The sequence below is a fragment of the Planococcus beijingensis genome, from assembly GCF_016820615.1.
Lineage (GTDB): Bacteria > Bacillota > Bacilli > Bacillales_A > Planococcaceae > Planococcus > Planococcus notacanthi.
In genome coordinates this window covers 125472-150946 of sequence record NZ_JADHDZ010000006.1, presented here as the reverse complement: position 1 = coordinate 150946, position 25475 = coordinate 125472, and the positions used below count along the sequence as shown (strand labels likewise).

The following is a 25475-nucleotide window of genomic DNA, read 5'->3' as shown; positions in this document are numbered from 1 at the left end:
TTTGGGTATGCTACACTTTCACAAAAGACTTGGGAGGTTGAACTGATGGAAAAACAGCCTTGGGACTCCAAAGGAATTATAAATAAGTTCGAAGCTCACCGCAACATGGAAATGGCCGCACCAATGGCTGCTTATATGCGCAATCAATTTGCTTTTTTAGGCATTAAAACACCTTTGCGAAAAGCCTTATTGAATCAGCAGTTCCGCGAATTCCATTTGCCCGAACGCAGGCATTTAACCGAAGAGGTATGGAAACTTTATGAGTTGCCGGAGCGCGAGTACCAATACGCTGCCATTGCTGTGCTTGAAAAAATGAAAACGCAGCTGACTTTGGAGGACCTGCCGTTTTTACAGCAAGTGATTGAAAGCAAATCCTGGTGGGACAGCGTCGACGCCATTGCACCGCGAACTTTGGGGCATGTTATTCAAACAGAACGCGCTGTCGGAACTCTTCATATGCTTAAATGGTCACAAGCAGAAAATATGTGGACAAACCGCGCTGCCATTCTCCATCAATTAAAATATAAGCAAGATACCGATCCTGCAGCACTCAGCCAAATCATTTTGAAGCACGCTGGTTCTTCTGAATTTTTCATTCAAAAAGCCATTGGCTGGGCATTGCGCGAGTATGCTAAAACAGATGCGGAGTGGGTTCGGACTTTCGTTTTCGAGCACTCCCTAATGCCGCTCAGTAAACGTGAAGCGTTGAAAAATATTAAATACTAAAAGCCTTCGTTTCACAGGAAATCCGTTTCTGCTGTGTCTCTTCTCTTTTTAAAAAAATCCCATTGATCATGCAGAAACGCTGTTTTCGTAATGACTGAAAATATCCGAATAAGATAACTAGGCAAAAGGCCTTGCCGCTTCGATGATCGTCTCTCCTCTTTCCATCAACGGGTACTTTGATGCTTTCTGGTCGTTCGTAGAAATTGGCAATCGTTCATATGGTTTTCCATCGTTGTGCCAAAGTTCCTAATAGAACACGAGCTGTAGTGCGATCCGAAAAAGTTGGCAATGGCTTTCGGCAATCCGAAAAAACCCGGCACCAATGCGCCGGGTTTTATCCTATTCACTATTTTCATCGGTTAAGAAGTTTTATCTTAATGACTTAAAATAATCCGCCTAGCCCTTTTCCGCCAATTACGGATTTAGCCGATTCGAAAAGCTCTTTCTTTTCGTTTTCATCGATTTTCCCGTCTTCATATGCTTGTTTGGCTTGTTCCATGACTTCTTTCGCCTGTCCTAAGTCTGCATTGCTTAATTTTTCTTTCAGTGCATCGAATGTTTGACTCATGTCCTACATTCCTCCTTTTAAATTTAAGCTCTTAGTTGCTATACCCATTCTGTAGACCCTAAAACTGAAGAATCCAGTAATCGCTTCTTATTTCCCTGAAAGAAATAAAAATAACCCTTGGCATGAACAATGTCATTGCCAAGGGTTTTGGATTAAACTATTAACCGATCGAGCCTTCCATTTCGAACTTGATCAAACGGTTCATTTCAACCGCATATTCCATTGGAAGTTCTTTCGTGAATGGTTCGATAAAGCCCATTACGATCATTTCTGTTGCTTCCTGTTCAGAAACGCCACGGCTCATCAAGTAGAACAATTGCTCTTCAGACACTTTCGAAACTTTCGCTTCGTGCTCCAAAGATACGTTGTCGTTCAGGATTTCATTGTATGGAATGGTATCAGAAGTAGACTGATTATCCATAATCAATGTATCACACTCGATGTTTGAACGAGCGCCATCGGCTTTGCGGCCGAAGTGAACGATTCCGCGATACGAAACTTTACCGCCTTGTTTCGAGATTGACTTCGAAACAATAGAAGAAGATGTATTAGGAGCCAAATGGATCATTTTCGCTCCAGCATCCTGATGTTGTCCTTTGCCGGCGATTGCAATCGACAACGTCATGCCGCGTGCGCCTTCGCCTTTCAAGTAAACAGCTGGGTATTTCATTGTCAATTTCGATCCGATGTTGCCATCGATCCATTCCATTGTACCGTTAGCGTCAACAAATGCACGCTTGGTCACTAGGTTATAGACGTTGTTCGCCCAGTTCTGGATGGTCGTGTAACGGCAATATGCATCTTTCTTCACAATGATTTCAACTACCGCTGAGTGAAGTGAATTCGTTGTGTAGACAGGAGCTGTACAGCCTTCCACGTAATGTACGCTTGCGCCTTCATCGACAATGATCAATGTACGTTCAAATTGACCCATGTTTTCAGAGTTGATACGGAAGTAAGCTTGTAGCGGAGATTCCACTTTGATGCCTTTAGGCACGTAGATGAAAGATCCACCAGACCATACTGCAGTATTCAATGCAGCGAATTTATTGTCAGCTGCCGGGATGACCGACTGCCAGTATTCTTTGAACAGGTCTTCGTTTTCACGAAGAGCGGCACCGGTGTCTTTAAAGACGATCCCCATATCTTCCAATTCAACTTTCATGTTGTGGTAAACCACTTCAGATTCATACTGAGCCGATACACCAGCCAAATATTTTTGCTCTGCTTCTGGAATGCCCAACTTGTCGAATGTGCGTTTGATTTCTTCAGGAACTTCATCCCAAGAAGTCTGGCTTGCTTCAGATGGTTTTACGTAATACGTAATTTCATCAAAGTTCAACGAACCCAAATCTCCGCCCCATTGTGGCATCGGCATTGAGTAAAACAATTTCAATGCTTTCAGACGGGATTTCAACATCCATTCCGGTTCTTCTTTGATCTTCGAAATTTCTCTTACAATATCTTCAGTAAGTCCACGTTTGGATCTGAAAACTGAAACATCCTTGTCGTGGAACCCATATTTATAATCACCGATTTCCGGCATTTTTTTCGCCATCGTCGTTCCTCCGTTCTGTGTTACGATTTTTCTTCGTTTTGCACGCCTTTTTCCATGGCTTTCCAAGCTAAAGTCGCACATTTAATACGGGCCGGGAACTGAGAGACGCCTTGCAATGCTTCAATGTCACCAAGGTCAATCGAATCATCGTACTCTTTGCCAAGCATCATATCAGAAAAGATGCCGGAAAGCCGTAATGCCGTATCAATTTCCTGCCCCTTAACTGCCTGCGTCATCATCGAAGCTGAAGCCATAGAAATCGAACATCCTTCACCGTCAAACTTCGCATCTTTGACGATGCCGTCTTCGACCTGCAAAGTCAGATGGATGCGATCTCCACAGGTCGGATTGTTCATCTCGATATTGACGCTGTTGTTTTCAATTGTGCCCTTATTGCGGGGCGTTTTGTAATGGTCCATAATGACGCGTCGGTATAATTGATCTAAATTAGAAGACATCGTTGAAATACTCCTTTGCTGAACGCAGACCTTCCACTAAGCGGTCAACATCTGACTCGCTATTGTATAAGTAGAAGCTTGCGCGTGCTGTAGCTGTAACTTCCAGCCATTTCATCAAAGGCTGCGCACAGTGATGGCCTGCACGAACCGCAATACCGCTCATGTCAAGGACAGTGGCAACATCATGCGGATGGACATCGTTCAAGTTGAAGGTGACGATGCCTGCCCGATGCTGGGGATCAGCTGGACCGTAGATTTCCAGTCCTTCGATGCCGCCCATTTTATCCATCGCATAAGCAGCCATTTGGTGCTCATGTTTCTCAATTTCATTTAAGCCGATTTCGTTGAGAAAATCAATCGCTGCGCCTAATCCGACAGCACCTGCAATAATAGGTGTACCGCCTTCAAACTTCCAGGGCAGCTCTTTCCAAGTCGAATCGTACAATCCGACAAAATCAATCATTTCTCCACCAAACTCCACCGGTTCCATGTTGTTCAATAATTCTTTTTTGCCATAAAGAACGCCGATCCCTGTAGGGCCGCACATTTTATGGCCGGAAAAAGCAAAGAAATCACAGTCAAGCTGCTGTACATCTATTTTCAGATGCGGTGCTGCTTGAGCGCCATCGACAACCATAACCGCTCCATTTTCATGGGCGATCTGAGCGACTTCTTTAACCGGGTTCATAGTGCCGAGAACATTCGAGACATAGACCATCGAAACAATCTTCGTCCGTTCGGTTACAGCAGCGCGAACCTGCTCCAAGGAAATCGTGCCATCTTTTTCAAGTTCAACATATTTCAAAATAGCTCCACGTTCTTTCGCCAATTGTTGCCACGGAATAATATTGGAATGGTGTTCCATGTAGGTGATGACAATTTCATCGCCTTCATTCACATTGGCTCGGCCGTAGCTTTGCGCAACAAGGTTAATGGCTGTTGTCGTTCCCCGCAGGAAAATGATTTCTTCCGTTGAATTGGCGTTGATGAATTTCCGGACTTTGTCGCGCGCGCCTTCGTACTTTTCAGTTGCACGGTTCCCGAGCGTATGGACGCCCCGATGTACGTTGGCATTGTCGAACTCATAGTAGTTCTTCATGGCTTCGATCACTTGAACCGGCTTCTGTGAAGTGGCTGCACTGTCCAGATAAACAAGCGGATGCCCATTTATTTCTTGGTTGAGTATCGGAAAATAGCTTTTTATCTCTTGGTTGATCATTAGCGGACTTTCCTTTCGATAACCTCCGTCAATTGCTTTTTAACGCCTTCGATTGGCAATACACGGACAACCGGTGCCAGGAAGCCGTGAATAACAAGACGTTCAGCTTCTTGTTTTGTAATGCCTCGGCTCATCAAATAATACAATTGAAGCGGATCAACACGTCCGACTGATGCAGCGTGTCCTGCAGTTACGTCATCTTCATCGATTAGAAGAATCGGGTTAGCGTCTCCACGTGCTTTTTCACTCAACATCAGCACACGCGATTCCTGTTCGGCATTGGCTTTTGATGCACCGTGTTCGATTTTACCGATCCCGTTGAAAATAGCAGATGCGGCTTCTTTCATAACGCCGTGAGTCAAGATCTGGCCTTCTGAATTTTTGCCCCAATGCCTTACAGTTGTTGTAAAGTTCTGTTTCTGGGACCCTCTTCCAACTACCACTGTTTTTGTATCACCTGTTGAGTTATCGCCAATCAGGTAAGTTGTATTTTCAGAGATGGTATCGCTGTCGTTCATCATGCCAAGTGCCCATTCAATCGTCGCATCTCGTTTTGCCACTCCGCGGCGGTTGATGTAAGCAGTAAATCCTTCAGCCAATACATCTACTGCGCCGTAAGTGATTTTTGCATTATCTTCCGCAATGACTTCAGAAACGATATTCGCCAATCCGTTCGCGTGCGGAACAGTGGAGATATAGGTTTCAACGTAAGTCACCTGGCTGCTTGTGTCTGCTACCACCAACACGTGGTTGAACAGCGAAGCATCTTCATTGTCATGAATGAATACCACTTGTACAGGTTCTTCAACTATGACGTTTTTAGGAACATAAAGAAATACTCCGCCGTTTAATAAAGCTGCATGAAGTGATGTCAATTTATGTTCTTCAGCTTTTACTGCCTCATTCATAAAGTATTTCCCAACAAGATCTGCATGGTCACGAATCGCTGTGAAGATATCTGTCAAGATAACTCCCTGTGCTTTCAGCTCTTCAGGCAATGCTAAATAGGCTGGTGTATTGTTATGCTGGATATACAAGCTTTTCTGTTTCAAGTCAACAAGAGACTGAACCTCTTCAGGCAGCTCTGTAAGCGATGAGTAAGTTGAACTCTCTGTTGAATGAACCGGAAATTCTGTAAAGTTCCAAGCAGTGATTTTTGTTTTATCAGGTTTTGGCAACGGCAATGTTTCTGCAGCTGCAAGCGCCTGAACACGCAAGTTTGTAAACTCTTCAGGTTCTGATTTAGAAGCCGAGAAGGAACGTACTTCCTGCTCGGTTATTGATAGATTTGTTTCAACCGTCACGTTAGTTGCCCCTTCCAATTAAGCTTGTTGTCCTACAGTCTCATCTTCGATGCCAAGTTCAGCTTTGATCCAGTCGTAGCCTTCAGCTTCAAGTTTGTGAGAAAGTTCTTCTCCACCTGATTTGACTACGCGTCCTTGCATCATTACATGGACATGGTCAGGAGTGATGTAGTTCAGCAAACGCTGGTAATGAGTGATGATCAAGCAGCCAAAGCTTTCGCTTCTCATTTGGTTAATGCCTTCTGAAACAACTTTCAATGCATCGATATCCAAACCAGAGTCAATCTCATCCAGAATCGCGAATTTCGGTTTGATCATCATCAATTGAAGAATCTCATTGCGTTTCTTTTCCCCGCCTGAGAAGCCTTCGTTCAAGTAACGCTGTGCCATATCTTCCTGCATATCAAGCACTTCCATTTTGCTGTCCAACTCGCGGATGAATTTCATCAATGAAATTTCATCGCCTTCTTCGCGGCGTGCGTTCATTGCTGAACGCATAAAGTCAGCATTGGTCACTCCAGAAATTTCGCTTGGATATTGCATACCTAGGAAAAGGCCAGCGCGTGCGCGTTCGTCAACTTCCATCTCGAGAACGTCTTCGCCGTCCAAAGTGATAGATCCTTGAGTAATTTCATATTTTGGATGCCCCATGATAGCCGATGCTAAAGTAGATTTCCCTGTGCCGTTAGGCCCCATGATTGCATGTATTTCACCTGTATTAATTGTTAAGTCTACACCCTTTAAAATCTCTTTGTCTTCGATTTTAACGTGTAAATCTTTAATGACCAAAGTTGACATGTAAATACCTCCATAAAGTTAATTTTGAATGGCAAAGCATTCTTAATTAGTATCATTCTAATCTTAACCCATATTCACCTTACTGGCAAATCATTAAACTGCTTCAAAAGTTTAAGCAAAACATTTTAGAATACTGTATTTCCTAGTATTTTCTAAAAGCGCTGTATGACAACTGTCATGCTTCTATATTTTCAATAAAAGGTATCTAAATGAGAATCCGTATCAATAAAAAACCAGCATCCGAGGATGCTGGTTCCGTTTTTATATGTTTAGTCTCGATGTACCTGCCGTTCGATTTGGCTGGCTACTTTTTGGCCTAGCTGATAATCCTGTTCACGGCGCTGTTCCACTTCGATGATTTTGTCAGGGTCATTTTGGTACTCGTCAATTCCGAAACCATGTGCGTTTCTGAATGCCTGTTCCATTTTCTCCGTCTTTTCAATTCCTTGCGATTCGATAATGAACCATTCCTTTCAATCTTTTGGGATTTAGGATTACGTTTGTAAGTATACCCCATCAACAACCATATAAACACGGCTATTGTCTAATTAATCTGAAAATAGAACTATTTCCTTATTAATCTACCAATATCAGAAAACCCCAGACAAGTGAATGTCTGGGGTTCAATCTATTTACTGTGAAACTTCATTGTAGACGCTCGAAGGGGCTAAATCCTGCTCCACCAACAATTCATTTAACAAAGCATCCGCTTCACCAAACTTTTTGTCAGCTGCTTCAAAAGAAGCGCCTTTCGCCAATGCTTCGGCTTTCATCTCATAAGATTCCATTATCGCTGTAAATGCTGTTTCGATTTGTTCTTGCTGACCTTCCAATGCTGTTGGAATTTCTAAGGTTTCTACAGCATCTGCCGCATTTTCAGCAGATAGGATAGCTGCATCCTTCATTGTCTGCAGTTCCTCACCCTCTGGCAATGTACCTTCAGCTTGGCCCATTTCAAACAAATTCAAATCGCCGTCAACTGCATTGATCGTATTTGGAATGGCCATATAAAACTTCATCAATTCTTGCTTTACATCTTTGTCCGTTTCAGTAGCGGTTGAGCCTGCAGTCGCTTCTTTCGTATCGGATGTTTCATCTGTTCCACATGCCGCCAAAAAAACGGTGGCAGTTAACGCGATTGCTGTAAATTTCTTCATGATGTTTCCCCCTATTGTGTAATATCTCCGTTATAATAGCACAGAAATTACCAATAGAATAGACTAGATGAAATAGCCGCAATCTCCAGAATCGCTTAATTATTGCAAACTTTTCTTGCCATTTGTAAAACGGTCTACAATATGTGCCAAAGCGCCGTCACCCGTGACGTTGGCAGCTGTTCCAAAGCTGTCCTGGGCCATGTAAAGGGCGATCATCAACGCCACCATAGTAGGGTCAAATCCAAGCATGACTTCCAGCAATCCGATTGCTGCCATAACAGCGCCTCCCGGAACTCCTGGAGCTGCTATCATCGTAACGCCCAACATTAAAATGAATGGAAAGAAATCGCTGAACACTGGGGTTCCGCCCGTCAACAATAAGACACCGATGGCACAGGACACCAAAGTAATGGTACTGCCTGACAAATGAATCGTCGCAAACAAAGGAACTGTAAAGTCCGCTACCCGTTCATTGGCACCCGATTTGCGTGCCTGGCGAAGCGTCACCGGGATAGTCGCTGCTGAAGACTGCGTTCCTAGAGCTGTAAAATAAGCCGGCATCATGGTTTTTAGTAGGATAAATGGATTTCTTCCTTTCAATGCTCCTGCTGTTGAATACTGCAGCAATAGCATTACCCAATGCAGAATGATGATCATGACAAAGACAATCGCAAACAATGACAGAATTTCAAATACGGCTCCGCCATACGCCATGTTCGCAAAAATACCAAAGATATGAAATGGCAAAAGAGGAATGATGACATAAGAAATTGTCTTTTCAATAATCGCCTGGAATTCATCAAAAAACGAAACCATAACTTTGCTGCCCGTTGACGCCATGCCGATACCGAGCAAGAACGCGAGAATCAGTGCAGACATCACACCAAAGACAGGGGGCATGTCTAATGTAATGAACGTCGCTGCTAATGCCTTTTCCGGATCTTCCATGCCACTTAAAGAACCTTCTTGCATAAAATTAGGCAAGACTGTAACTGCCACAAAAAAAGCTAACACGCCTGCTATGATGGTAGACGCATATGCTGCACCAGTAGCCATCCCCAGTAATTTGCCTGAACCTTTTCCTAATTTCGCAATACCTGGAGCAATGAACCCAAGAATGATCAACGGCACCACAAAGTTTAGGAAATTTCCGAAAAGCGATGTAAAGGTAGCGAAAACCCGCACCATACTTTCCGGTGCAACTAATCCAATAAGGACACCTAAAACGATTGCCACAATGATTCTCGGCAATAAACCAAAATTGAATTTCACGAAATTGTCCTCCTCATATGAACAAATGCTTCTTTTTTATTATTCAAAAGTAGCACAGACTAAGACAAAATGTAAGTTATACATTAATTTACGGAATATTTTTATTATTTCACCAAAAATAAAAAAGCATCCCGAAAGATGCTTTTTAAAATCAATCTACTGGTACGACCGCTCCGCCCCACTCTTCCAGAATGAAATCCTGGATTTCCTGAGATGTCAAAACTTCTACCAATGCTTTTACATTTTCATTCTCTTCATCGCCAGCGCGAACAGCAATAATGTTTACATAAGGCGACTCTGATGATTCAAGTGCAATTGAATCTTCCAACGGGCTAATTCCTGCATCAATGGCATAGTTGGAATTGATCAAGACAGCATCGCCTTCACCGGATTCATACATTTGAACCAGCAGGGCTGCCTCATAGTTCGCGTCAAACTGAAGATTTTTAGGATTTTCAACAACATCGCTTACTTCAGCAGCTGTTTTATCAACGCCTTCAGCCAATTTGATCAAACCTTCAGCTTCAAGCAGTGACAGAATACGCCCATGATCCGCTACCGAGTTGCTCATCAAAATCGTACCGCCTTCTGGAAGTTCATCAAGAGATGCGTAATCCTGTGAGTAGACTCCGATTGGTTCGATGTGGATTCCGCCAGCATTTTCGAATTCATAGCCATGATCCGCTACCTGTGATTCTAAATACGGAATATGCTGGAAGTAGTTGGCATCAATTTCACCAGACTCCAAGTCTTCGTTAGGGAGGACATAATCCTGATATGTTTCAATTTCCAATTCGATTCCTTGTTCTTCAAGGAGTGGCTGTGCTTGCTCTAGAATTTCAGCATGGGGTACATTGGAAGCACCAACACGCAAAGTTTTAGATTCTTCTTCACCCGCTCCGCCATTTCCGCATCCTGCAAGTACTAAAGCTGTCAACGCTGTTCCTACTACAAATTTCTTCATCTTTATCTCTCCCTTTTGCTGTGTTTTAGTTTATGGAACGGAAAATCCGCAATTACCGTTTATCTGCTTTTGTTGTTACCAAATCACCAATATATTGAATGACGAACACAATGATCAAGATTAGAATCGTCGCCATCAATGTAACGTCTTCACGGCTGCGCTGAAAACCATCCAGGAAAGCCAATGTCCCAAGGCCGCCTGCACCGATGATGCCTGCCATAGCCGTATAGCCGACCAATGCGATGGCTGTTACCGTAATTCCGGAAATCAATGCCGGTTTCGATTCAGGCAGTAGCACTTTCCAAATGATTGTGCCGGTCGTCGCGCCCATAGAGCGAGCTGCTTCGATGACTCCTTTGTCGATTTCCTTTAATGCAATCAACACCATGCGTGCATAAAATGGAGCTGAGCCGATGATCAATGCGGGCAAAGCTGCGTTTGGCCCCCGAATGGAACCCATCAGGAATAACGTAAAAGGAATCAATAAAATAATCAAAATGATAAATGGAATGGAACGGAATATATTCACGAATGCACCTGTCAGCCAATTGACCACTTTATTGGCCCATAATTGTTTAGGAGCTGTCAAAAATAACAGGATTCCAAGAGCCAAACCGATGATGAATGTAAACAACGTTGATAAAGCTGTCATATAAAGAGTTTCAAGTGTGGCTTCCCACATACTGTCCCAATCTACATTGGGGAATAACGAATCAATCATTATGCATTACCTCCGTTTGAACATCTTCAGAGTGGAGAAATGCCAAAGCTTCTTCCATTTCACCAGGAGAGCCTTTCAACTGAAGAATCAATGTTCCATAAGCTCCACGTTGCGTATGCGAAATATTGCCTTGAACGATATTGACTTCCACCGAATGGCTGCGAATCAGTTTTGTCAGAATTGGCTGTTCGGTTTGTTCTCCGACAAAAACCAATTTCACCAGTTCGCCTGTCGGATACAACTCACGAAGGTTTTTGATGGTTTCCTGTGAATCTCCACTATCAGTGACCTGGGCCACGAAGCGTTTGGTGATTTCTTCTTTTGGTGATTGGAAAACATTCAGAACATCTCCGAGCTCCACGACACGCCCGCCTTCCATTACAGCAACACGATGACAGATTTTTCGGATGACGTGCATTTCATGAGTGATCAATACGATGGTCAAGCCTAATCGCTTGTTGATATCGACCAATAAATCAAGGATTGCGTCTGTTGTTTCCGGATCAAGCGCAGAAGTTGCTTCATCGCATAATAGGACTTCCGGATCGTTCGCCAGCGCACGGGCAATACCGACACGCTGCTTCTGTCCGCCAGACAGTTCCGATGGATAAGCATTTTCGCGGCCCGATAATCCAACCAGCTCAATCAGTTCCTGAACCCGTTTTCCACGCTGCGCTTTTGAGACTCCCGCAATTTCCAAAGGGAATTCGATGTTCTCTTTAACCGTCCTCGACCATAATAAGTTGAAATGCTGGAAAATCATACTGACTTTCTGGCGCGCTTTCCGCAATTCTCCGCCTTTAATGGAAGTAATTACCTTACCGTTGATTTCCACAGTGCCGGAAGTCGGTTTTTCCAATCCATTCAATAAGCGGATTAATGTACTTTTACCGGCTCCACTATATCCGATAATCCCAAATATTTCTCCATCAGCAATAGATAAATCAACTTGGTCGACAGCCGTAAGAACCGCCTTGCCTGTATCAAATTTTTTCGTCACTTTCTTTAACTCGATCATTCGTTGAACACCCCTGAATCCTAAAAATAAAAAACCCTTCCGCGCATAACTGAGCAGAAGGGCAAACGTATATTATACGGAAACCAATCTCTCATCTTCCAAAGCTTTCGCTTCGTGTGATTTGGCACCATTTCATTTTCATGACGGTTGCCGGGCTTCATAGGGCACTTCCCTCCACCACTCTTAATAAGAGTTCGATATGAAATTAGTAAAACAGAATAGATTTTAATTGGTGGTAAATCTTACGCTTCTCCTATTTCAAATAGATTCCCGCGCTTTTCTTACCAGAAATTCAATTTACCATGACCGGCTATATTCGTCAACAGTTTTCAACTTGCCATATAAATAAGGAACCGACTGGAAAGCGTAAATCTTCTCCTTAAGTTTGCCATTCTCTGTAATCAGCAGGCAAGGAACACTTTCCACTTCATACATTCCTGCAATTTCCTGTACATAGTTCAAGTTCGCTTTGCCAATCGGAAGATCCGGCAATAGTTCTGTGACAACCGACAGCATTTTGGAAGCTACCTGACAAGTCCCGCACATCGGTGTGTATAAGTAATACGCGGTAGTGCGATTGGTATTCTTTTCTTTGATCCATTCTTTATGAGTCCATTCCTGCATCGTCTTCATCCCTCTGTTAATAGCTTATTGACCTGGACATTCGCTGAGATGAGCACATCCATCAGGATCCGGAGCGGCGTTGCTGCGACTTCCTTGTAGCTTCGGTTCACATAAAAATGCCGGGCTTCAGGGAACTCACGCTTGACCAGCTTCCGCAATTTTTCTCCTGAAGAGTCTGCATCCACTAATATAATGATGTCTTGGCCTTCATATGGCAGCAGCAATTCTTCAAGTCTCGTTGGACTTACTGTACCATTTGTGCAAAGAATCGTCACGGGTTCTGCAATGAGCGGTGCAATTCTCGTCTTATCACTGAGCCCTTCCACAACAATCACCTTTCCCATAACACTCACCCCATCGAATATAGAATAAGTTCAAAAGCTGTTTCTATATAAGTTGAAATATACCCCTTTATATTGAGTTATTCCACAAATAAGCTTTTCAAAAACCAGTTGGTACACGGTTAGTTCAAGAGATTGGACTCGATAACTAGTGAATAGGGGTTCTTCACAACTCTCTCCGTCTTTGACGCGAATAAAAAAAGCGCCAAATTAAAGGCGCTTTCCGGGAATTATTCGTTGGTCATTTCTTTGTATTGATCAGCATTCATCAAATCACTGATTTCTTCTTCAGAAGGGGCTTCAATAACCACCATCCATGCCTGCTCGTAAGGTGACTCGTTGACGAATTCCGGGCTGTCTTCAAGCTCGGAGTTGACTTCGATCACTTTGCCGCTGATTGGTGCGTATAATTCCGAAACTGTTTTAACGGATTCAACGCTGCCGAAAGGCTGGTCTTTTTTCAGTTCATCGCCAACTTGTGGAAGTTCAACAAATACGATATCCCCCAATTCAGCCTGTGCGAAATGAGTAATTCCGATACGCGCATTGCCATCTTCGATCTTAACCCATTCATGTTCTTTAGAATAACGAAGTTCTGCTGGTGTGCTCATCTTGACCCCTCCAAATTATGTAGTTGATTCAATTTCAGTTTGACATAAACAGCTGTGAAATACAAGATGATGCCGTTTCTTAAAGCCAGCTATTCTGGTAATCGGCTTCTTTAAAACCTAGTGTCACCTTTTTTCCATCCCAAGCCAACGGACGCTTGATCAACATGCCATCTGAAGCCAAAAGCTCTAATTGCTGTTCTTCGGTCATGCTCGATAGTTTGTCTTTCAAGCCAAGCGAACGATAGATTAAACCGCTTGTATTGAAAAACTTCTTCAATTCCAAGCCGCTGGCCTCATGGATTTCAGCCAATTGCTCTTTTGTCGGCGGATTTTCTGCGATATGTATTTCATTATATTCCACATTATTTTTGTCCAGCCAACTTTTTGCTTTCCGGCAAGTTGTACATTTCGGGTATGCGTAATAAGTAATCAAGTTAGACCCTCCCTTTTTTCTAAGCTTACCAAAAAGAAGGCTTCCGGTCGACGCAAAAAAAACAGGCAAATCCGATAAGTTCGGATCTGCCTATTTCCGTTATCCTTTAAACGATGTATTTCTCAACGTCAATCAACTTAACAGCCGCTTCGCGTTTTTTCGCAATGACGTTGTAAGGAGTTGAACGGGTCAATTTACGCAATGCTGAAAGCATCATGCGCTGGTTGTCGCCTTCGATGGCTGCAATCAACGTTTCTTTGGCATCCTTTTCAATCTGGTCGAATGCTTCCTGGCAATAGATCTGCGTATAAAGAAGTTTTTGCTTGGCTTTTTCTTCACCTGAAGCAGCAATTGCTTTTTCTGTACGCAATACTACTGATTCCATCGCAAAGACGTTGCTCACGATGTCCGCGATGTTGACAAGCACTTCCTGCTCCGCTTCCAACTTCGTTCCATATGTCTGAGCTGCTAGGCCTGCAGCGAGCAAAGCAATTTTCTTCGCATTTTTCACCAAGTACTTCTCCTGAGCCAAAGCTTCTGTGCCAACTTCTTCCGGCATCATCATCATCAGCTCTTCCTGAAGCTTCTGTGCATGCTGCAATAATGGCAATTCACCTTTCATTGCTTTACGCAGTAGCGTTCCAGGTACCAATAGGCGGTTGATTTCATTCGTTCCTTCAAAAATACGGTTGATGCGTGAATCACGGTAAATGCGTTCGATTTCATACTCCTGCATGAAGCCGTAGCCTCCGTGCAACTGAACGCCTTCATCTACGATATAATCCAATGTTTCCGTACCGAAGAATTTATTAAGTGAACATTCTACTGCAAATTCAGCGATCGAATCAGCCACTAATTTGCCATCAGCGTGCTGCTCATCCGTAAAGCTGCTCATGCGGTCTTCGAACAATCCAACAGTACGATATACAGAGCTTTCAACTGCGTATAATTTAGATGCCATTGTCGCCAATTTCTCACGCGTCAAGTTGAATGAAGAAATCGGTGTCTTGAATTGCTGGCGTTGGTTCGTGTAAGGAATCGTCAATTCCATTGCGCGCTTAGAAGCTCCGATCGTGCCGACTCCCAATTTGTAGCGGCCGATGTTCAAGATGTTGAACGCAATGATATGTCCGCGCCCAGCTTCACCTAATAGGTTTTCGACAGGAACTTCAGCATCCTGAAGGATCAACGTCCGTGTAGAAGACGATTTGATGCCCATTTTCTTTTCTTCCGGTCCAACAGAAACGCCAGGGAATTCGCGCTCTACAATAAAGGCAGAGAATTTGTCTCCGTCAATTTTTGCATAGACTACGAATACATCCGCAAATCCAGCGTTGGTAATCCATTGCTTTTCACCGTTCAATACGTAATGTGTGCCTGCTTCGTTCAGCTTGGCAACTGTTTTCGCACCTAATGCATCCGACCCTGAGCTTGGCTCAGTCAAAGCGTAAGCTGCAATCATTTCACCGGTCGCAAGGCGCGGCAAGTAGCTTTGTTTTTGTTCTTCATTACCGAAAAGAACGATTGGCAGTGAGCCGATGCCAACGTGTGCTCCGTGAGTGATTGAGAAGCCGCCCGCTTTCGACATTTTTTCAGCGATTAAAGCAGATGCGATTTTGTCTAATCCTAAACCGCCGTATTGTTCCGGAACATCAGCGCCAAGAAGGCCTAGGTCGCCAGCTGTTTTCAACAGACGGACAGAATGCTCAAATTCATGGTTTTCCAGTTTTTCAACAACCGGCATTACTTCTGTGTTGACGTAATCCTCAGTCGTTTTCGCGATCATTTTTTGTTCTTCTGTGAAATCTTCCGGTGTGAATACCCGTGACAGATCCGCATCTTCGATTAAGAAACTACCGCCTTTGATCAATGTTTTTGATTGTTCCATTTTGTATTCCTCCTATTTTGTAATTGCTTATTATGTTCTATTTTAAAGAAATCGCTCCAGGCGGACCCTTTCCGCTGGAGTCTCCGCTGTTATGCTCCATATCCATACAAAATATTTATCACATTCAGTTCTACAACATTTCAAAGACGCCTGCTGCGCCCATTCCTCCACCGATACACATCGTGACGACGCCGAACTGCTTGCCTTGGCGCTTCAATTCACTCATCATGCGAATCGTCAGGATCGAGCCCGTCGCACCCAGCGGATGGCCAAGTGCAATGGCTCCTCCGTTGAAGTTGACTTTGTCGATATCCAACCCAAGTTCACGAATGACGCCAAGCGACTGGGAAGCGAATGCTTCGTTCAATTCCCATACATCGATGTCATCAATCGTCAATCCAGCCAATTTCAAAGCTTTTGGAATGGCTACGACAGGACCGATGCCCATCACTTCAGGTGGTACGCCGCCTGTGGCAAACGAGCGGAATTTCGCGATTGGTTTCAAGCCCAAAGATTCTGCTTTTTCGCGGTCCATCACCAGCAAAGCGCCGGCGCCGTCAGAAGTTTGTGAAGAGTTTCCGGCGGTAACTGTGCCGCGCGCTGAGAAAGCAGAGCGCAATTTGTTCAAGGTTTGGATGCTGGTGCCATGGCGGACGCCTTCATCCATTTCGAACATAGACGTTTTCTCCTGATATTTATTGTTTTCATCAACATATCGTTTCGTCACTTCGACAGGCACAACTTCTTCATCAAAGTGCCCGGCTGCAATGGCTGCTGCCGCTTTTTCATGGGAACGGACAGAAAATGCATCCTGGTCTTCACGACTGATGCCGTATTGTGTGGCTACTTGTTCTGCCGTATGCCCCATGCTCATATAGTATTGCGGTGCTGTTTCTGCCAATTTCGCGTTTGGACGGATGACATTGCCCATCATCGGCACCATGCTCATCGATTCTACGCCGCCTGCAATGATTGCTTCAGCTGAACCAACCATGATGCGTTCTGCTGCATAGGCGATCGACTGAAGGCCTGAAGAACAGAAACGGTTGACGGTAACGGCTGACACGGTATCCGGCAAGCCTGCAAGTGCTCCGATATTGCGTGCGATGTTCATGCCTTGTTCTGCTTCCGGCATGGCACACCCCATAATCAAATCATCTATCGGCCCGTCGTACCCGCCAGCCCGCTGTAGCGTTTCTCTAACAACCAATGCGCCGAAATCATCCGGACGCACCGTGGCTAAAGAACCTTTTGCCGCTTTTCCGACCGGTGTTCGAGCACTGGCCACAATTACTGCTTCACGCATTTTTAGTTCCTCCTTTTATGATCAACGATTAATTACGTAATGGCTTTCCTTTGACCAGCATATGCTGCATGCGCTGCTGGGTTTTCGGTTCTGCTACAAGACTTAAGAACGCTTGGCGCTCAAGATCAAGCAAGTATTGCTCGTCCACTTTCGTGCCATAGGGAACTTTTCCGCCTGACAGCACAAACGCCAGTTTCTTAGCGATTTTTAAATCGTATTCACTGATATAGCCGGAAATGAACATGCCTTCTGCGCCCAATAACAGGGTCGCGTAGCCAGGTTCACCGGTTACCGGTACTTTTTCGCGTTGTGGTGCCTGATAGCCCGTTTCGTAGAGTGCAAGAGCCGCTTGTTTCGCATCGTAGATCAAATGGTCGCTGTTGACGCTGATGCCGTCCACGAAATTCAAGAAGTTATTTTCACGTGCTTCTTCTGCTGACGTGGAGACTTTCGCCATCGCAATCGATTCGAATACTTTGCTGGCGACGTTTTGATAATCTACGGTCACGCCATTTGGCAAACCTTTCAACTGCTTCATATAAAGCTCTTTGTTTCCACCGCCGCCTGGAATCAAGCCTACGCCTGCTTCAACTAGGCCCATATATGTCTCCATCGAAGCCTGGATGTGTGCAGCTGGCAAAGCCACTTCTGCGCCGCCGCCAAGAGACATGCCGAATGGTGCTGCTACTACTGGTTTGCTGCTGTATTTGATTTTCATCATGGCATTTTGGAATGTCTTGATGGTGAAATCAAGTTCAAAAATATTGTCATCCTGTGCTTCCATCAAAATCATGGCGAGGTTTGCGCCTACACAGAAATTCTTGCCTTGGTTGCCTATGACAAGCCCTTTGAAGTTTTTCTCCACTTCATCGACTGCGTAATTGATCATTTGCATGATATCCAAGCCAATGGCATTCGAGCGTGAATGAAATTCAAGCAATGCAATCCCGTCGCCTAAGTCAATCAAGCTTGCACCTGAATTTGATTTGATGACGCCGTGCTTTTTCTTGTAGCGTTTCAAGTCAATCACTTTTTCATTCACTGGAACTGGCTGATAGCTTGTGCCGTTGAAGAAATGAAGGTCGTTATTTTCTTCTTTATAGAAGGTTTCGTTTCCGCTGTCGAGCAAGGCCTGCACGAATGCTGGAACCGGGTGCCCTTCCTGTTTCATTTTTTCAACTGATTTTTGGACACCGATGGCATCCCACGTTTCAAACGGACCTTGTTCCCAGCCAAAGCCCCACTTCATGGCATTGTCGATAGCAACGATGTCGTCTGCAATTTCCCCGTTCAATTCCGCTGAATAACGCAACGTTGGAGCAAGAACGCTCCAAAGCAGCTCGCCAGTGCGGTCTTCTGCATAAACAAGCGTTTTCATTTTAGCTGAAAGCCCTTTTTGCTGCTTTGCCATTTCCTGTGAAGGCGTTTTCAATTTTCCCGCTGTACGGTATTCAAGCGTCTCCGGATCAAGCTCCAGAATTTCTTTGTCTTTTTTCAAGAAAAACCCTTGGCCCGATTTTGCGCCAAGCCAACCGTTCTCTACCACCTTCTTCATAAATAAGGGGGCTTCGAACACTTTCTGTTCTTCACCTGAAGTTTGGTCATAGACATTTTTAGCCACGTGCATAAAGGTATCCAGTCCTACAACATCCAATGTACGGAATGTCGCTGATTTCGGACGGCCGATTAATGGCCCCGTTACAGAATCCACTTCCCCGATTGAATAGCCACGTGCCATCATTTCACGCAAAGTGACAAGTAATCCGTATGTTCCAATACGGTTAGCGATAAAGTTCGGTGTGTCTTTGGCGATAACCACGCCCTTGCCTAAAACGTCTTCTCCGAATGTTGTCATAAACTCCACGACTTCAGGAGCTGTGGTTTTCGCAGGAATTACTTCCAACAGTTTCAGATAGCGAGGCGGATTGAAAAAGTGGGTCCCAAGGAAGTGTTTGCCGAAATCTTCCGAGCGCCCTTCGACCATCGCATTGATGCTGATGCCCGATGTATTTGAAGAAATGATGGTGCCGTCTTTTCTGACGCCATCAATCTTTTCGTATAATGATTTTTTCACGTCAAGATTTTCAACAATGACTTCAATGATCCAATCAACTTCCTGTAATTTTCCAAGATCGTCTTCCAGATTTCCTGGTGTGATCAATTGAAGATTCTTTTTAGCTGTCAATGGAGCCGGCTTCTGCTTAAGCAGTTTCTGGATAGAACCAGTTGCAATGCGATTGCGTACCGCCTTGTCTTCTAAAGTTAACCCTTTTGCCTGTTCTTCCTTTGATAATTCACGCGGAACAATATCAAGCAATAATACAGGGATTCCTATATTTGCAAGGTGCGCTGCAATTCCTGAACCCATTACACCTGAACCGAGTACAGCCGCTTTTCTAATTTGGTAAGCCACTAGCAAACCCTCCTTGATTTTTTGAATGAACACTCATTCATTTTTTAGGTAAAAAAATAGAACGTTCTCTATGTCTCTTAGTGTAAGTTATATTTCCTTTTTTCGCAATATTTAATCGTTAAAAAATTCCCATAAATTTTCATAAACAGATTCTTTGCGATTTAAGAAAAGCACTGTAAACTTAAAGAGAACCTAGAAGGAGGCAACATGATGAAATCACTTACAACAAACGAACAATTTAACGAAGTCATAAAAGGCAACGATCCGGTTATCGTGAAATTCCAAGCAGGCTGGTGCCCAGATTGCACGCGCATGGACATGTTCATCGATCCAATCATTGAAGAATTCAACCAGTATCAATGGTTTAACGTCAACCGTGACGAACTTCCAGACCTTGCCGAAAAGTATGATGTCATGGGCATTCCAAGCCTGTTAATTTTCAAAGACGGTGAGAAGACCGCACATCTTCACAGTGCAAACGCTAAATCACCTGAATCGGTTACGGAATTTTTGAATGACCAAAAAGAGTAGGCTCCCGCCTGCTCCTTTTTTTCGCTATAATATAGAACGTATTAATTTTCCATCTACTGATGTAAACTCTATCTATAGTATACAAAGAGGCTGATCAAACATTTTTTCACAATTACGAATTGATTCAAGCATCTTACAAAAACCCCGGAGGTATTGGAATGGATCCACAACAGGAAATTAAAGAACTAAAAGAACAACTGGTCTATTATGAAAAGCTGATCAAAAACATGTCAGCCCCCATCATCCCATCGATTGTCCCTAAAACTATTTTAGTGCCGATAGCGGGTTTCATTTTCACAGACCGTTTTGATATGATCCGCACGAAAGTCTTGAAATATGCAGAAAAACATCGGGAAACAGAACGCGTCATTTTCGATTTCACGGGCGTGACTACGGATGATTTTGCCGAATTCGACTACGACGGGCTGGGCAGTGAATTGAGCCAGTTAAATTCTGCACTTGGACTTATGGGTCTGCGTGCCATTTACGCAGGGTTTAATCCATTATTTGTTCGCGAGATTGTCCATGCCGGCATCCAGGTAGAGCTGGAAGTATACACAACTTTCAGAGTCGCCTTGGAACAGTTGCTTACAGAAACCCCAAAATAGGATTAAAGAATAGTACATGCTGAGTGATCGTAAAGATATGGAGGTGTTTGCAGTGAAAAAGCTGATTGCATTTCAAGGGTTGTCCCAACACGACGAATCCGTTTCTGAGAAATACCGTTCTTCTGCATGCGGCCCTGTCACTGCCGCCGCTATCCTTCAACATCATGAAGGAATGGAACTGGGAATTGATCAGCTCTATCGATTGCTCGGCTCAACTCCTATCGGACTGTTTACTTGGCGATTGATTAGGAATTTCCATAAAGTTGCGGGCAAACGCTATGAAGTAAAAAAAATTCGAAGCATCGAAGAGGTTAAGAAGGAATTATTGGCCGGACACCCCCTTGCGATGAAGTTTGACCGTTATTTTACATTCCACTGGTTTTCAAAACCCCTATACAGCTACCATTGGGTACCCCTGATCGGCTTTAAGCAGGAAGCCGATGATTTGATTTTGTATATCCACGACAATGGACAAAAAAACCGCCCCAGCAAAATGCGGACGGTTTCTTATCAGGAAAATCGTAAAGTGTTAACCTTTGTGAAGATTACGCCCAGGGGTCGGCAGTAATGCCCACATCTTTTTCGAGCTGTTTGGCAAGCAGCAACAATTGCTGGTCGCGGCATAATTGAATATGTTCATTGGTGTAGGCAGGAACAGTGAGTTCCTCAAGCGCCACTTCCAACTGGATGTCACATTTGATGACAGCCAGTTTTTTTGACAGCAAAAGCATTTCCTTATGCTCGTCGATTTTCTTCTTCTGAGCAGGCTTTAATTCGTCGATGGCTTCAAGCACTCCATCCGTTGAACCGTAGTTCTGGATCAACTGAAGTGCTGTTTTCGGGCCAATGCCTTTGACTCCTGGATAACCGTCGCTCGGATCTCCCATAAACGCTTTGACATCCGCAAATTGTGAAGGCTGAATGCCATACTCTTCAATGAACCTTGCTTCGGTATAGACATCATAAACATGGTAGCCTTTTTTCATAAAAGCGACAGTGACCGAAGGCGTCAGCAATTGCAGCATGTCTTTATCACCCGTAATGATGGTGAAATCCACTTGTTCCTGCCACTGCTTCGTGAACGAACCGATAAAATCATCCGCTTCAATTCCCTTTTCCCCGTAATTCTTCCAGCCAAGCTGTTCGGAAATCGCCTGCGCCAAATCAAACTGGTGAACCATATCTTCAGGAGGTGCCGGACGGTTGGCTTTATAGCCCTCGAATAGATCCGTGCGGAATGTTTTTGCTCCCATATCCCAGCAAACAGCCATATGCGTCGGCTTCATCATTGTTTTAGCCGCCAGCACGTGGCGCGCAAATCCCTGTACACCATTCGTAGCCAATCCTTCAGTCGTCCGGAAGTATTGGCCGACGGCCGATGTTGCGAAAAATGAGCGGAACAGCAGCGCCATTCCATCCACTAATAATACATGCGGTTTTTCCATAGTTAAAAATCCTCCATCTTGTTGTTTCCTGACTCCCATTATACCTGTTCTCCAATGAAAAAACCGCCGAAGCGGCGGTTTTAACGTTTTCGTTTTATGGCTTTGTATTCAATATTCAATGCTTTGTAGAAAGACGCCATCATCAGCAACATGATGATGGAGAACGGGAATGCCGCTATGATCAACACAGTTTGCAAGGTATCGAGTCCGCCTGTTGATAACAAAATTACAGCGATTGCTGATTGGGCAATTCCCCATGTCAGTTTTACCGTATTTTGAGGATGCAATGATCCGCCTGTCGTCTGCATTCCAAGTACAAATGTCGCGGAATCGGCAGAAGTGACGAAAAACGTGGTAATCAGGAAAATCGCAATAACCGACAACAAAATACCAAGCGGCAATTCATTGAACACTGCGAACAAAGTTTCCTCTGTCAATAAGCCCGTCAGATCCACTCCACTGTTTTGTACATCAATTGCAGTGGTCCCAAATGCTGAGAACCAAAGGAAGCTGATAAAAGTTGGAATCATCAGGACACCTAAAAGGAACTGGCGAATGGTTCTTCCTTTAGATACACGCGCAATGAAAATGCCGACAAACGGAGCCCAAGAAATCCACCATGCCCAGTAGAAGATCGTCCATCCATCAATCCAGGCACGATTTTCACCATCTATAGGTGCCGAGCGGAAACTCATCTCAATCAGATTTTGGAAATATGTACCGACCGTATCTGTAAACATATTCATGATCAATAAAGTTGGTCCAAGTACAATGACTGCGATAAGCAATACGACTGCCAACACCATATTTGCATTGGACAGGTATTTGATTCCCTTACTCAATCCGCTCCAGGCAGAAATCATAAACAACACCGTTACAATGGCAATGATGACCAATTGAACAGCAAAGCTGTCTCCCGTAATTCCGTCAAATAAGAACGCTAGGCCGCCATTGATTTGAATAGCACCAAAGCCCAGAGTTGTTGCAACACCAACAACTGTCGCAAAAACAGCGATGACATCCACTAATGTCCCCCATGGACCTTTCATCTTATCTCCGAACAACGGCTTTAAAGTAGCGGAAATCAATCCCGGCTCCCCTTTTCTAAACTGGGCATATGCAAGCGCCAGTGCCACTACGGCATATATGGCCCAAGCATGAATTCCCCAATGGAAAAAGCTGAATCGCATTGATTCACGCATAGCTTCTGCGGTTCCGGGTTCAGCTGTAGCCGAATCGATCGCAAAATGCGACAGCGGCTCTGCAGCTCCCCAGAACACCAGACCGATTCCCATTCCTGCTGAGAATAGCATAGCAATCCATGTCCCGAATGAGAACTCGGGTTTGTCTGTATCTTTGCCCAGTTTAATCTGCCCCATCGGACTGATGAGGAAAAACAAACAGAACAAAACCATGATGGAAACTATCAATAAGTAATACCATCCGAACGAAGTTGTCAGGAACGATTCTATATTTCCTGTAACTTCTGCAAAATTATCAGGCGCAATGGCTCCGTAGCCAATGGCTAATAATACGAGTGCAAGTGCAATCCAAAATACATTGGTTACTTTCTTCATATAGTACCCCCTCCTTATTTTTATTCCGCTTTAACGGCCAGTGATCCCCCTACAGTTCTAAGTAGGAAGCCACTGACCGCCGAAGCCCGAATTGAGCAACTAAAATCAGTGGTGAATGAAGAACCTCCACCGACTCAAGTTTCTCTTTATCACAAGTGTAAAGCATACGGAAGATTTACTGTCCTGTCAAACCCGTTGTTTTAATTAAAATATGACACGGACAATATATTATATAACTGATAATTGCACCTATTTTCATTACCCTTATCTCCAATCTATAAACTTTTTTCTTATAAACAAGGAATAAAATGAAACTACTTAATATAATTTTAGTAGGAGACAGAGAAGGTTACTATAAAGTCACTTTCTGAAAGTACAATCGTTACTTTTAGAAAGTGCATAGAAAAACCAGATCCACAAGGGATCTGGTTGCTGTTTTATAAGTTAATTTTAACGTCTGCCGATTCGCGGAGTTTTGCGATTAATCCTTGGACAGCTTCACTTTCTTTTTGCATTTTAACTTGTTCTTCAAGTTGAGGCTTCACTTCTTCGAATGCTGGAAGTTCTTCACTGCCAGCCTCTTTTTGTTGAGCTTGAGCCTGCTCATAAACTTTCTTGAGCTCTTCTTCAGTCGGCTTGATTTCACCGGTCTCCTGAGCAACCAGTTGATCCACTTTCACTTGGGTTTGCACTTGCTTTCTCACTTCTTCTTCAGAAAGTCCCTGCTCTTCAAGTGCTGCCAAGAACTCTTCAGACGATGCCAGTCCGTTTTGCTCAGCCAATTCTTTCAACGAATCATCGGTCTGCTCATCTGTCACTTTGATCTTCTGTTTCTCTGTTTCTTGAACCAGCAGCTCTTGTGCAACTAAACTTTCCGCGATTTGCTCTTTCAGCTGAGCCTGGTCAACTTCTTGTCCAGACATCTGGGCCTGCATGGCCATCTGCTGGAATTGGCCTGTATAAGCCGATTCAAATTCTTTTTTATCGATTACTTCTCCATTTACTTCTGCAACGACATCAGGGATGTCTTTTAAATCAGGTTCCGGCATTTCCGGCTGTTCACCGGTTGCTTCATCTGCTGCTGCAGTTTCTTCTTGTGGCGCTGCTTCCTCGTTTGTTTTCTCTTCAGCATCGCCACCGCAAGCTGCCATTGCCGCCATTGATCCACCAAGTACAATTGTCAATAAAACTTTTTTAATCATTAAAATTCCCCTCTCAAACATCATGTCCGTTAGTGTAGCACATTGAGTCCAGCTGTGAAAACATAAACCATTGCTGAAGACTTGTGCATATGATTACAGGATAGAAATATGGCAATTTGTTCCCTATTTCATCTCACCTATATTCTTTCAACTTATAAAATCTTTGCTAGTAACAAATATGTCGTTTCTTGCTTCCAGCTCCATCAACCAGCAAATATCATTATGTACTTTTTTCACTTTCTTAAAACCGCATTTCTCATAGCACTGAACCGCTCTTGTATTAGAAACTTCAGGATCCAATACAATTAAATCCACGTCTTTCAAATGAGAAAGTGTGTTTGTGAATTTTGCGACCATGGTCGTCCCGATTCCTCGGTTAAAATATTCGGGTACTCCGATAAATTGATCGATACCGCATATATTCAATGTTGAAGGATAGCCGAATTCTGCCTGGATTTCTTGAGCTAATTTATAATATTGCATAAATCCGATTGGCATTGTGTCCAACTCCACAATAAACGGGTACACATGAACTTCTCCATTTACTCTCGGTTTATATTTTGCCTTTACCTGATCTAACAAATATGGGGAATCCACCTCTCCTTAGAATTCCAGAACTTCCGGTGTACTTAACCACCGAGCCATAATGTCATAATCGGCATGAACCATTTTGCGAATGGAAACTTTGTGAGAAATCATAAAAAAATCCCTCCAGTGCTTATATAGTCGAGGC

At 43.9% G+C, this 25475-nt stretch carries 27 protein-coding genes and 1 riboswitch; of the genes, 4 read left to right on the top strand and 23 right to left on the bottom strand.

Going from position 1 to position 25475, the window contains the following annotated elements; all coding sequences use genetic code 11:
• The first annotated feature begins 45 nt into the window (after nt 1–45).
• Nucleotides 46–726 carry a DNA alkylation repair protein gene (locus tag IRE19_RS15010; protein WP_203341014.1) on the top strand — a complete coding sequence of 227 codons (681 nt, stop codon included), beginning with the start codon at nt 46–48 and terminating at the stop codon, nt 724–726.
• A 382-nt stretch (nt 727–1108) separates the two neighbouring features.
• Here IRE19_RS15010 and IRE19_RS15005 read toward each other — a convergent pair whose 3' ends face one another.
• The 19 genes from IRE19_RS15005 to IRE19_RS14915 form a co-directional block, all read right to left on the bottom strand.
• Entirely contained in the window at nt 1109–1294 is a 186-nt protein-coding gene (locus IRE19_RS15005) for a hypothetical protein (RefSeq protein WP_191716514.1), read from the bottom strand.
• A gap of 160 nt (nt 1295–1454) precedes the next feature.
• Nucleotides 1455–2852 (bottom strand): Fe-S cluster assembly protein SufB, encoded by a 1398-nt coding sequence (gene sufB / locus IRE19_RS15000; RefSeq protein ID WP_191716515.1) that lies wholly within the window; start codon nt 2850–2852, stop codon nt 1455–1457.
• Nucleotides 2853–2872: 20 nt separating this feature from the next.
• Nucleotides 2873–3310, bottom strand: a complete 438-nt coding sequence (sufU, locus tag IRE19_RS14995; RefSeq protein ID WP_191716516.1) for a Fe-S cluster assembly sulfur transfer protein SufU — start codon at nt 3308–3310, stop codon at nt 2873–2875.
• Complete coding sequence (locus IRE19_RS14990) at nt 3300–4529, bottom strand: cysteine desulfurase (RefSeq protein ID WP_191716517.1); 1230 nt, start codon at nt 4527–4529, stop codon at nt 3300–3302. Before IRE19_RS14990 ends, sufU begins: the two co-directional genes overlap by 11 nt.
• Nucleotides 4529–5833, bottom strand: coding sequence for a Fe-S cluster assembly protein SufD (gene sufD, locus IRE19_RS14985; protein WP_191716518.1), 1305 nt, complete (start codon nt 5831–5833; stop codon nt 4529–4531). The genes IRE19_RS14990 and sufD overlap by 1 nt, the downstream gene beginning before the upstream one ends.
• An 18-nt stretch (nt 5834–5851) precedes the next feature.
• On the bottom strand, nt 5852–6637 hold the full coding sequence (gene sufC, locus IRE19_RS14980) for a Fe-S cluster assembly ATPase SufC (protein ID WP_290186712.1): 786 nt from the start codon (nt 6635–6637) through the stop codon (nt 5852–5854).
• Between the two features lie 263 nt (nt 6638–6900).
• On the bottom strand, nt 6901–7056 hold the full coding sequence (locus IRE19_RS14975; protein ID WP_191716520.1) for a YuzK family famiily protein: 156 nt from the start codon (nt 7054–7056) through the stop codon (nt 6901–6903).
• Between the two features lie 207 nt (nt 7057–7263).
• Entirely contained in the window at nt 7264–7788 is a 525-nt protein-coding gene (locus IRE19_RS14970) for a hypothetical protein (protein ID WP_203341013.1), read from the bottom strand.
• 99 nt (nt 7789–7887) lie between these two features.
• Entirely contained in the window at nt 7888–9060 is a 1173-nt protein-coding gene (locus IRE19_RS14965; protein WP_191716522.1) for a dicarboxylate/amino acid:cation symporter, read from the bottom strand.
• A 151-nt stretch (nt 9061–9211) separates the two neighbouring features.
• Nucleotides 9212–10024 (bottom strand): MetQ/NlpA family ABC transporter substrate-binding protein, encoded by an 813-nt coding sequence (locus IRE19_RS14960; protein ID WP_191716523.1) that lies wholly within the window; start codon nt 10022–10024, stop codon nt 9212–9214.
• Between the two features lie 52 nt (nt 10025–10076).
• The gene (locus IRE19_RS14955; protein WP_191716524.1) at nt 10077–10745 is read right to left on the bottom strand and encodes a methionine ABC transporter permease; all 669 of its coding nucleotides are present in this window, start codon (nt 10743–10745) and stop codon (nt 10077–10079) included.
• Complete coding sequence (locus IRE19_RS14950) at nt 10738–11763, bottom strand: methionine ABC transporter ATP-binding protein (RefSeq protein WP_191716525.1); 1026 nt, start codon at nt 11761–11763, stop codon at nt 10738–10740. The genes IRE19_RS14955 and IRE19_RS14950 overlap by 8 nt, the downstream gene beginning before the upstream one ends.
• Before the next feature lie 88 nt (nt 11764–11851).
• A riboswitch (SAM riboswitch) is annotated at nt 11852–11956 on the bottom strand.
• 104 nt (nt 11957–12060) lie between these two features.
• Complete coding sequence (locus IRE19_RS14945) at nt 12061–12387, bottom strand: thioredoxin family protein (RefSeq protein WP_203341012.1); 327 nt, start codon at nt 12385–12387, stop codon at nt 12061–12063.
• Between the two features lie 5 nt (nt 12388–12392).
• Nucleotides 12393–12731, bottom strand: coding sequence for a ribonuclease M5 (locus IRE19_RS14940; RefSeq protein WP_191716527.1), 339 nt, complete (start codon nt 12729–12731; stop codon nt 12393–12395).
• A gap of 227 nt (nt 12732–12958) precedes the next feature.
• Nucleotides 12959–13339 (bottom strand): glycine cleavage system protein GcvH, encoded by a 381-nt coding sequence (gene gcvH / locus IRE19_RS14935; RefSeq protein WP_191716528.1) that lies wholly within the window; start codon nt 13337–13339, stop codon nt 12959–12961.
• A 79-nt stretch (nt 13340–13418) separates the two neighbouring features.
• Nucleotides 13419–13772 (bottom strand): arsenate reductase family protein, encoded by a 354-nt coding sequence (locus IRE19_RS14930; protein ID WP_203341011.1) that lies wholly within the window; start codon nt 13770–13772, stop codon nt 13419–13421.
• A 106-nt stretch (nt 13773–13878) separates the two neighbouring features.
• The gene (locus IRE19_RS14925; RefSeq protein WP_191716530.1) at nt 13879–15660 is read right to left on the bottom strand and encodes an acyl-CoA dehydrogenase FadE; all 1782 of its coding nucleotides are present in this window, start codon (nt 15658–15660) and stop codon (nt 13879–13881) included.
• 130 nt (nt 15661–15790) lie between these two features.
• Nucleotides 15791–16966: an acetyl-CoA C-acetyltransferase gene (locus IRE19_RS14920; RefSeq protein WP_203341010.1), complete on the bottom strand. Its 1176-nt coding sequence runs from the start codon at nt 16964–16966 to the stop codon at nt 15791–15793.
• A gap of 28 nt (nt 16967–16994) precedes the next feature.
• Complete coding sequence (locus IRE19_RS14915; RefSeq protein ID WP_203341009.1) at nt 16995–19379, bottom strand: 3-hydroxyacyl-CoA dehydrogenase NAD-binding domain-containing protein; 2385 nt, start codon at nt 19377–19379, stop codon at nt 16995–16997.
• Nucleotides 19380–19589: 210 nt separating this feature from the next.
• On the opposite strand from IRE19_RS14915, the gene IRE19_RS14910 reads away from it, so the two are divergent.
• The 3 genes from IRE19_RS14910 (at nt 19590) to IRE19_RS14900 (ending at nt 21086) form a co-directional block, all read left to right on the top strand.
• Nucleotides 19590–19910, top strand: coding sequence for a thioredoxin family protein (locus tag IRE19_RS14910; protein ID WP_203341008.1), 321 nt, complete (start codon nt 19590–19592; stop codon nt 19908–19910).
• 158 nt (nt 19911–20068) lie between these two features.
• Nucleotides 20069–20518: an STAS domain-containing protein gene (locus IRE19_RS14905; protein ID WP_203341007.1), complete on the top strand. Its 450-nt coding sequence runs from the start codon at nt 20069–20071 to the stop codon at nt 20516–20518.
• A gap of 52 nt (nt 20519–20570) precedes the next feature.
• Nucleotides 20571–21086, top strand: coding sequence for a C39 family peptidase (locus IRE19_RS14900; protein WP_203341006.1), 516 nt, complete (start codon nt 20571–20573; stop codon nt 21084–21086).
• Here IRE19_RS14900 and IRE19_RS14895 read toward each other — a convergent pair.
• The 4 genes from IRE19_RS14895 to IRE19_RS14880 all read right to left on the bottom strand — a co-directional run bounded on the left by IRE19_RS14895 (nt 21064) and on the right by IRE19_RS14880 (nt 25339).
• Nucleotides 21064–21963, bottom strand: coding sequence for a 5'-3' exonuclease (locus IRE19_RS14895; protein WP_203341005.1), 900 nt, complete (start codon nt 21961–21963; stop codon nt 21064–21066). The genes IRE19_RS14900 and IRE19_RS14895 overlap by 23 nt on opposite strands.
• An 80-nt stretch (nt 21964–22043) precedes the next feature.
• Nucleotides 22044–23540: a glycine betaine uptake BCCT transporter gene (locus IRE19_RS14890; RefSeq protein ID WP_203341004.1), complete on the bottom strand. Its 1497-nt coding sequence runs from the start codon at nt 23538–23540 to the stop codon at nt 22044–22046.
• A 437-nt stretch (nt 23541–23977) separates the two neighbouring features.
• Entirely contained in the window at nt 23978–24742 is a 765-nt protein-coding gene (locus tag IRE19_RS14885; RefSeq protein WP_203341003.1) for a SurA N-terminal domain-containing protein, read from the bottom strand.
• A 147-nt stretch (nt 24743–24889) separates the two neighbouring features.
• Entirely contained in the window at nt 24890–25339 is a 450-nt protein-coding gene (locus tag IRE19_RS14880) for a GNAT family N-acetyltransferase (protein WP_349291286.1), read from the bottom strand.
• Nucleotides 25340–25475: the final 136 nt, after the last annotated feature.